This window comes from Pseudomonas sp. CCC4.1, assembly GCF_035019225.1.
GTDB classification, from domain to species: domain Bacteria; phylum Pseudomonadota; class Gammaproteobacteria; order Pseudomonadales; family Pseudomonadaceae; genus Aquipseudomonas; species Aquipseudomonas bubulae.
The window spans coordinates 1-8,464 of the sequence record NZ_JASJWL010000102.1 but is presented as its reverse complement, the minus strand read 5'-3'; the positions used below and the strand labels follow the sequence as shown (position 1 = coordinate 8,464).

General features: G+C 60.2%; 9 protein-coding genes. 6 read left to right on the top strand and 3 right to left on the bottom strand.

Features of this window, described 5'->3' with window-relative positions; all coding sequences use genetic code 11:
* Positions 1-120 precede the first annotated feature (120 nt).
* Entirely contained in the window at positions 121-288 is a 168-nt protein-coding gene (locus QN377_RS22715; RefSeq protein ID WP_165446484.1) for a hypothetical protein, read from the top strand.
* A gap of 90 nt (positions 289-378) precedes the next feature.
* Here the strand turns inward: QN377_RS22715 and QN377_RS22710 are convergent, their stop codons facing one another.
* Complete coding sequence (locus tag QN377_RS22710; protein ID WP_095002345.1) at positions 379-1,299, bottom strand: LysR family transcriptional regulator; 921 nt, start codon at positions 1,297-1,299, stop codon at positions 379-381.
* A 306-nt stretch (positions 1,300-1,605) separates the two neighbouring features.
* Between QN377_RS22710 and QN377_RS22705 the strand changes: the two genes are divergently transcribed.
* Genes QN377_RS22705 through pcp form a run of 3 tightly spaced genes read left to right on the top strand, consistent with a single transcriptional unit; the run spans position 1,606 to position 3,930 of the window.
* Positions 1,606-2,337 (top strand): DUF969 domain-containing protein, encoded by a 732-nt coding sequence (locus QN377_RS22705; RefSeq protein WP_095002344.1) that lies wholly within the window; start codon positions 1,606-1,608, stop codon positions 2,335-2,337.
* Positions 2,334-3,284: a DUF979 domain-containing protein gene (locus tag QN377_RS22700; protein WP_095002343.1), complete on the top strand. Its 951-nt coding sequence runs from the start codon at positions 2,334-2,336 to the stop codon at positions 3,282-3,284. Before QN377_RS22705 ends, QN377_RS22700 begins: the two co-directional genes overlap by 4 nt.
* Before the next feature lie 7 nt (positions 3,285-3,291).
* On the top strand, positions 3,292-3,930 hold the full coding sequence (pcp, locus tag QN377_RS22695; protein WP_095018822.1) for a pyroglutamyl-peptidase I: 639 nt from the start codon (positions 3,292-3,294) through the stop codon (positions 3,928-3,930).
* A gap of 59 nt (positions 3,931-3,989) precedes the next feature.
* Here pcp and QN377_RS22690 read toward each other — a convergent pair whose 3' ends face one another.
* Positions 3,990-5,195: an MFS transporter gene (locus QN377_RS22690; RefSeq protein ID WP_095002341.1), complete on the bottom strand. Its 1,206-nt coding sequence runs from the start codon at positions 5,193-5,195 to the stop codon at positions 3,990-3,992.
* A 117-nt stretch (positions 5,196-5,312) separates the two neighbouring features.
* Between QN377_RS22690 and QN377_RS22685 the strand changes: the two genes are divergently transcribed.
* Positions 5,313-5,924: a TetR/AcrR family transcriptional regulator gene (locus tag QN377_RS22685; protein WP_095018821.1), complete on the top strand. Its 612-nt coding sequence runs from the start codon at positions 5,313-5,315 to the stop codon at positions 5,922-5,924.
* 330 nt (positions 5,925-6,254) lie between these two features.
* Complete coding sequence (locus tag QN377_RS22680; protein ID WP_095018820.1) at positions 6,255-7,841, top strand: aldehyde dehydrogenase (NADP(+)); 1,587 nt, start codon at positions 6,255-6,257, stop codon at positions 7,839-7,841.
* Here QN377_RS22680 and QN377_RS22675 read toward each other — a convergent pair.
* The gene (locus tag QN377_RS22675; RefSeq protein ID WP_095002338.1) at positions 7,835-8,284 is read right to left on the bottom strand and encodes a hypothetical protein; all 450 of its coding nucleotides are present in this window, start codon (positions 8,282-8,284) and stop codon (positions 7,835-7,837) included. The genes QN377_RS22680 and QN377_RS22675 overlap by 7 nt on opposite strands.
* Positions 8,285-8,464 lie beyond the last annotated feature (180 nt).

Sequence of the window (8,464 nt, the reverse complement as noted above, 5' to 3'; positions counted from 1 at the left end):
AGATGTGTATAAGAGACAGCGAGCAGGCTCGCTCCCACAGTTAAAATTCCCTTCAGACCTAGCAGCTGCCGAGGAACGAGGCTGCGTTCGTCAGCTGCTACAAGCCGTGTGGAGGACAGGATGAAATATCAACCCGGCGGAATTGTCGCCAAAATACCGATGCCGATGGTCAGCACCAAAAAACCGCCCAAAAACCAAGCCATCTTGTTCATGATGTTTCCCCGTCAGTCGTTCGTCATAAAACAGGCGCAGAACAGCTGCCGACCACACACAGGTGCTGCTGTGTAGTCGCGTCCTCGTCTGTCTCGGAAGGTTGGAGGAAATTTTGCGCCGCAAACTGCACACATAACAGGTGCAGATAACGCGAAAAAATACGGATCAGATGCCCGGCAGCACAAAATGCCCAGGCTCAACGCTGTGTTGGTACTCGGCAACAACCGCCTGACTCAGGTTGACCACCGCCTCATTCAGCTCCAGCCCCGCCCCCGTGCGCCAACTGGCGTATACCGCAAAGCCCGGTGCAGTCTCGATCGGCAACGCAATCATGGCCCCGCTCTGCAATTCGCGACTGACCAGTACCGGCGGCAGGGCACCGATGCCAAAGCCGTCCGCCACCAGTTTGATAATCGCCGCCACCGAGTTGATGCAACTGATGCGTGGCGCGGCAATATCGTGCTGGTGCAGAAAATTGAGCATGTCCTGATGCGGCCGCGACAAGCGTGAAAAGGTCAGCAAGCGCTCCTCGCAAAGATCCGCCAGGTCACGGTAGCTGCGGTTCAGAGCTGCGTCCCTGGCCACAATCCAACTCAACGGGTAACTGGCCAGTTGTACATTGCGCACGCCGTCGGCACGCAATAAATCCGTCTGAAAAATCAGGTCCAGCTGACCTTTAAGCAATTGTTCATTAAGGTTCAGCGCCGTATCGGCGGTCAGTTCAACCTCTACCTGGGGGTAGTCGCGGCTCAGCGCACTGATCAGATCGCTCAGCCAGCTATGGATAACCGTGTCCATCACGCCGATGCGCAGGCGCCCGGCAAACCTGTCCGCCTGCCCCAGCGATTGCAGAAGGCGTTGCTGGGTGGCCAGCATTTCTTCGGCGTAACCCAGCACCTGATGGCCTTCACGGGTGAGGTTGACACCACGGGAATCGCGCTGGAACAACTGCACGCCAAGCTCGGTTTCGAGGACTGAAATACGGCTCGAAATGGCTGCCTGGGTACTGGATAACTTTTCGGCGGTCAGCCGAAAACTGCCAAGGCGCGCTACCCAGACGAATGTCAGAAGAAATCGCATATTCATACAGGACGCCCCACCCAATCAAAACCAGGGCAGCACTGTAAACCCTTGCCGCAGGGACAGGCCAGTCGGCTTAAGTCGGTGATTGATAAAACTTTTCTGTTCGGGGGTGACAACTTTTATTGACTGGACGCACAACCCAAAGCCACCAACCATATCGGGCAATGAGGCCCATAGGGTCTCAACAATAAAAAAACACGCTGAGTCCGGCAGCGTACCGATTTTTCGAAAGTGTGCCTGACCGCTTTCGACTTGCCCTCACCAGCCTGCCCTGGTGCTGCGGCAATCAGCTAAAGGGATTGCCCCCTCATGCAAACCGTCGTAAACCTTTGGCCCTTGATTGGCGTGTTCGTCATCATCATCGGCTTTGTGCTGCGCTTTAACCCACTGTTGGTGGTCAGCGCGGCGGCTATCGTCACCGGCCTTGCTGCCAACTTCCCGCTGGAAAAAATCATCAGTGAAATGGGTGAAGGCTTCCTGCAAACCCGCGCCCTGCAATTGATTCTGCTGCTGCCCCTGGCCGTGATCGGCTTGCTGGAGCGTCACGGCCTGCGTCTGCACGCGCAAAACTGGATCGCCAGCTTCCAGCGCGCAACGGTCGGCCGGTTGCTGATTATGTACCTGTTCGTGCGTGAGACCACCGCTGCTGTAGGCCTGACCAGTCTGGGCGGGCATCCGCAAATGGTCCGCCCGCTGCTGGCCCCGATGGCCGAGGGCGCAGCCGAGAACAAGTACGGCAAGCTGCCTGCTCCTGTGCGGCAGAAAGTCCTGGCCATGTGTGCCGCCACCGACAACATCGGCTTGTTTTTTGGTGAAGACGTGTTTGTGGCCTTCGGCGCAATCGCACTGATGCACACCTTCCTGCTGGGTTCGGGGCTTGATGTCGAGCCGCTGCACATCGCTTTCTGGGGAATTCCGACGGCGATTTGCGCCTTTATCGTGCATGCCCTGCGCCTGTATCGCTTTGACCTGATGCTGGAGCGCAGCATGGCCGAAGTTGCCCGGGAAGAAGTTGACGCAGCTCAGGAGCTGGCACGATGATTATTTCTATTGAGTACTTCTACTGGCTGGCGGGAGTGCTGCTGCTGATCACCGCGGGCATGATCCTGACAGACCGCACCCACCCCAAACGCTGGACCAGTGGCCTGTTCTGGGCGTTGTTCGCCATGGTGTTCCTGATTGGCGATCGCCTTTCGCCGTTCGTGGTAGGTATTGGCGTGCTGGTCATGGCCGGCATTGCCGGCATTGGCGGTGTTGGCCGAGGCACCCACGCCGAGTTGCATGTCAAGGCTGCACGGGCCAGTGCTGGCCGTCTGGGGCACAAGCTGTTTATCCCGGCCCTGTCGATTCCGCTGGTGACCGTGATCGGTTCGATCCTGCTGAAAAACACCCAGATCGGTGGCGTACCGCTGCTTGACCCGAAAAACACCACGTTCGTGTCCCTGGGCATCGGCTGCATGGTGGCCCTGGTTCTGGCCTGCATCCTGACCCGTGATACGCCGCTGCAAGGCCTGCGTGAATCGCGCCGCCTGACCGAAGCCCTGGGCTGGACCATGGTGCTGCCGCAAATGCTGGCCATGCTTGGCCTGCTGTTCAATGACGCCGGGGTCGGTACCGCCGTTGCTCATGTCACCACCGCCTATATCAACATGGACTATCGCCTGGTAGCGGTGATGGTCTACGTGCTGGGCATGGCGCTGTTCACGGTCATCATGGGCAACGGTTTTGCTGCATTCCCGGTCATGACCGGCGGGGTCGGCGTGCCGGTACTGGTCGGCATCTACGATGCCAACCCGGCTGTCATGGCGGCAATCGGCATGTTTTCCGGCTACTGCGGCACGCTGATGACGCCAATGGCAGCCAACTTCAATATCGTGCCCGTGGCCCTGCTGGAGCTGCCGGACAAATACGCCGTGATCAAGGCTCAAATGCCCACCGCTCTGATGATGCTGGTGGTCAATATCGTGCTTCTTTACGTACTGATGTGAGAACAGCATGCGCACTGTACTGCTGACCGGTTTCGAACCGTTCGACCAAGACACCGTCAACCCGTCCTGGGAGGCCGTACGCCTTCTGGACGGCACCTTGCAGGGCGATATGCAGATCATCGCCCGTCAGTTGCCCTGTACGTTCGCCGGAGCGCCCGAGCGACTGAGCCAACTTCTGCAGGAGTTCACCCCGACGCTGGTGATCGCCGTCGGGCTTGGCCCCGGTCGCACGGACATCTGTATCGAGCGGGTAGCGATCAATATCAACGACGCCCGCATCCCTGACAACCTTGGCTATCAGCCGATCGATACACCCGTGGTGGCGCAAGGGCCAGCGGCGTATTTCAGTACCTTGCCGCTCAAGGCAATGGTGCGGGCGATCAGGGCCGGCGGGATTCCCGCGTCGGTTTCCCATACGGCGGGCACCTTTGTCTGCAATCAGGTGTTCTATTGCCTACAGCATGCATTGGCCGGGACCGGCGTACGCGGTGGTTTTATCCACGTCCCGCCTCTGCCGGAACAGGCGGTGGTGGCTGGTGGCCCGTCCATGGCACTGGCCACCCAGGTGGAAGGGTTGCGCATCGCCCTAATCACGGCCCTGAATACCGAAGATGATGTACTTGAAGGTGGTGGCCAGGTCAGCTGATAACGCGTTGGAAACCGGGCACGATTGGTAGTCGCTGCCTGACCAACACGGCTATCGGCCTAATGACCGACAACCGCCGCCCCCGCCTGCCGGTGCCCTTGCGGGAAACCATGGGCACGGGCACTGAACACGATCCCCAGCCCGACCAGCAACAACACCAGCAACACCCAGGGGAAGACGTTCACCCCGAATTGATCGAGCAATATGCCACCGGTCAATGCCCCCGCGGCAATGGCGCTGTTCCACACCACCACGTTCATCGACAACGCAACATCGGCGCCCTCGCCTGCCGCATCGGCCAGAGCGGTTTGCAGCAGGGTGGCGGCACCGCCGAAGGACAACCCCCAAACAAAAATCCCTGCATATACGACAGCCACCGACTGCGAGAAGAAACCGAACAGCAGCGAAATCGCAGCAAATGTCGCCAGGCAAGCCATGACTGCCTTGCGCAGATGCCGGTCTACCAGTCGCCCGGTCAGCCAGATTCCCAGCAGCGCCGCCAATCCGAAGACCAGCAACACAATATCGACCTTATCGGCAAGGCCCGCCGATGCCACGAAAGGCGCGATATAGGTGTAGAGCATGTTGTGCGCCAGCATCCAGGTCAGTACCACGGCAAGCACGGAGCGCACTCCCGGTGTCAGCAGCACCTGTCGCAAGCCGATACGTTGCGAAGCAGACTGCCCTGGGTAATCAGGCACCTTGAGCACTACCCAGGCCATCAGCACCAGGGTCAAGGCCGACATCAGGCCAAATGCCGTACGCCACCCTACCAGCGCACCCAGCCAGGTGCCCAATGGCACACCCAGTGACAGGGCAATCGGCGTGCCCACCATCGCCACCGCCATGGCCCGGCCCTGCAACTGCGGGGCAACCATGCGCCGCGCATAACCTGCCAGCAGGCTCCAGGCCAACCCGGCTGATGCGCCGGCAAAAAAACGTGCAATCAGGGTCACGCCGTACTGAGACGACCACGCGGTAATCGAATTGAACAGCAGAAACCCGACAATCGTCAGCAGCAGTACGTTGCGACGCCGCCAGCCCTGGGTCGCGATGGTCAACGGGATCGCCGCCAGCAGGGAGCCCAGCGCGTAGACCGTAACCATCTGCCCCGCCAGCGCCGATGACACTTGCAGGCCGCTGCTGATTTGCGGCAACAGGCCTGCGGGTAAGGTCTCGGTAACAATGCAAATAAAACCGGTCATGGCCAGCGCCAGCAGCGCGCCCATGGGTAATCGCTCAGTGGTGTTTTGCTCTTTGCCCATGGATGCCCTGCTCCTGCTAGTTATGTATCGATAGGTACAAATGTAGGGCGACGGGAAATATTGGTCAATGACTTTTGTATCGACTAGTATTTATATCTCGCTACGAAGGAGACTCAAATGGCACAGATGGGACGCCCGCGCACATTTGATCGGGACGCGGCAATCACCCAGGCCATGCACCTGTTCTGGGAGCACGGTTATGACTCGACATCGCTGAGCCAGCTCAAGGCCAATATGGGCTCAGGCATTTCCGCGCCCAGCTTTTACGCAGCTTTCGGCTCCAAGGAGGCGCTGTTCAAAGAGGTCATGACGCGCTACCTGAACAGCCATGGCAGGGTCACCGAAAGCCTGTTCGACACTCACCTGCCCCCACGCGAAGCGATCGAGCGAACGTTGCGCAGCTCCGCCAAAATGCAATGTGAGCCGGGTCACCCACGGGGTTGTCTGGTCGCTCTGGGGCTGATGAGTGCCAGTTCAGCTCAAGCGGTGGCGATAAGCGCCCCTCTGGCCGAAGCGAGGGCGCGTAACCGGGCCGGGTTTATGGCTTGTGTCGAGCGCGCCATCCGCGAGGGTGAGCTTGCCGCCCAGACTGATCCGCGAGCGCTGGCCACGGTGTTCGAGAGTTTTCTGCTGGGCCTGACCACCCTGGCCCGGGATGGTGTAGCCCATGCCGTACTGGACGCTGCGATCACCCAGGTGATGAGCACTTGGGATGCCGCGCGCGCCTGAGGGATGAGCGCTGGTTATCGGCCAATCAATATTCGTCATTGGGCAGTGCCCCCGACAAAACCTACAGTGGTCGCCTGAAAGAGCCCTTATGGCTCGCTATCGGGATAACTGCGGTGCAACTTATAACGACAATAGGCGGCGAAAACGCTGCCACTGCCTGTACTTGGGTGGCAATCCCCTGTAGCCGCTGACGAGCGCAGCGAGGCTGCTAGCGGCCCCTGCCTGTTCAAGGCCCTTCGGGCCTTGCCGCAGCCTCGCTGCGCTCGTCAGCGGCGACATGATTCGTCTCGCAACAGCGCGTCTCTGCCTTCCCACCTAAAGGAAATCCCTATGTTCCCCATCACCGGCCAGAACTTTATTGGCGGTCAGCGCAGCGGCGCCGGCACCGTTCACCTGTACAGCGTGGATGCCAGTACTGGCGAGGCATTGCCATACGCGTTTGTGCAGGCCACCGAAACCGAAGTGGATGCCGCTGTCAGCGCGGCCAATACCGCCTTCCCGGCCTTTCGCAGTTTGCCGGCCACACGCCGGGCCGAGTTTCTGGAAGCTATCGCCGAAGAAATAGACGCGCTGGGTGACGACTTTGTTGCCATCGTCTGTCGCGAAACCGCCCTGCCTGCCGCCCGGATCCAGGGCGAGCGGGGACGCACCAGCGGGCAGATGCGTCTGTTCGCCAACGTACTGCGGCGCGGCGATTTTTATGGCGCACGCATCGATCAGGCGCTACCGGACCGTCAGCCCCTGCCGCGCGCAGATCTGCGTCAATGCCGCATCGGCGTGGGCCCGGTGGCCGTGTTTGGCGCCAGCAACTTCCCGCTGGCGTTCTCCACCGCTGGCGGTGATACCGCTTCGGCACTGGCCGCAGGTTGCCCGGTGGTGTTCAAGGCACACAGCGGGCATATGGCAACTGCTGAACAAATTGCCCTGGCCATAGTTCGCGCTGCCGAGCGCACCGACATGCCCGCCGGTGTATTCAATATGATCTTCGGCGCGGGTGTGGGCGCAGCGCTGGTCAAGCACCCGGCGATTCAGGCCGTCGGCTTTACCGGTTCGTTGTCCGGTGGTCGCGCCCTGTGCGATATGGCCGCCGCCAGACCCCAGCCAATCCCGGTGTTTGCCGAGATGTCGAGCATCAACCCGGTGCTGGTATTACCCCAGGCACTGCTCAAGCGTGGCGAGCAGATCGCACAGGAGCTGGGCAGTTCGGTGATGCTTGGCGCCGGGCAGTTCTGTACCAGTCCCGGTCTGGTACTGGGTATCCGCTCCCCTGAATTCAGCGCCTTTGTCGCCGCGCTTGGCCAGTTCTTCAGTGCTCAACCGGCGCAAACACTGCTCAACGCCGGGGGCCTGGCCAGTTACAGCAAAGGCATCCAGCGTCTGGCCCAGGTCGATGGCATCCGCCACCTTGCCGGTGCGCCGCAACAGGGCAACCAGGCCAGCCCGCAGTTGTTCCAGGCCAGTGCCAGCCTGTTGATCGGTGGTGCCGAGGTGTTGCAGGAGGAAGTCTTCGGGCCAACCACCCTGGTGGTCGAGATCGCGGACAAGGCGCAGTTGCTGCAAGCGCTGCACAGCCTGCATGGGCAGCTGACAGCTACGCTGATTGCTGAACCTGGCGACCTTGAAGCCTTCGCCGAGGTGGTGCCCGTGCTGGAGCACAAGGCCGGGCGCCTGCTGCTCAATGGCTACCCTACCGGTGTCGAGGTGTGTGACGCGATGGTGCATGGCGGGCCTTACCCGGCGACGTCAGATGCCCGTGGCACCTCGGTCGGCACCCTGGCCATCGACCGTTTCCTGCGCCCGGTGTGCTACCAGAACTACCCTGACAGCCTGCTGCCGGATGCGCTGAAAAACGCCAACCCGCTGGGTATCGAGCGTCTGGTCAACGGCAGCCACAGCCGCAATCCGCTGGATCACTGATCGGCGGCGTAAATCACGGTCTGGGCGCTATGCCCGGCTGCATGCCTGAGGGTGAAGTAGGTGTCGCCCTCTTCGGTCAGGATCTCGTAGCCCGCCTTGCTGGCTACGCGATTGTTGACGCTGACATGCTTGATGATCTTCAGCACCCGCTGGAACTTCACTGTCTGGGTGCCGTTCTGTGCGGGCCCGGTGAGCACATTGACGCTTTGAAACCAGCCCTGGTTCTTTTTGTTGGCGACCAGGGTACTGCTCAGCGCTTCAAAGCGTTCAAGGCGGGTAAAGCCCCATAGCGTCTGCTCTTCTACCGGTTTGCCCAACGCGCCGGCACCGGTAAACACAAACAGATTGATGGCCGGATTGTCCTCGCAAAAAAAGTCATAAGGCACCAGGCCATCAACCATTTTCTTGCCGGCAACGAACCCTTTTTTATGCACCAGAAACATGCCCAACTCCGCTCGATATTGAGCGGTAAAGTCTACGGGGGCATGGCGTACAGGGCCGTCAAGGCAATGTAATTTCGTGTAAAGATCCCCGGCGATCCCGTAGTATCTACAGGAACACTGCAACTGTGGGAGCGAGCCTGCTCGCGAAGGTCGTTCGCGAGCTGTCTCTTATACACATCT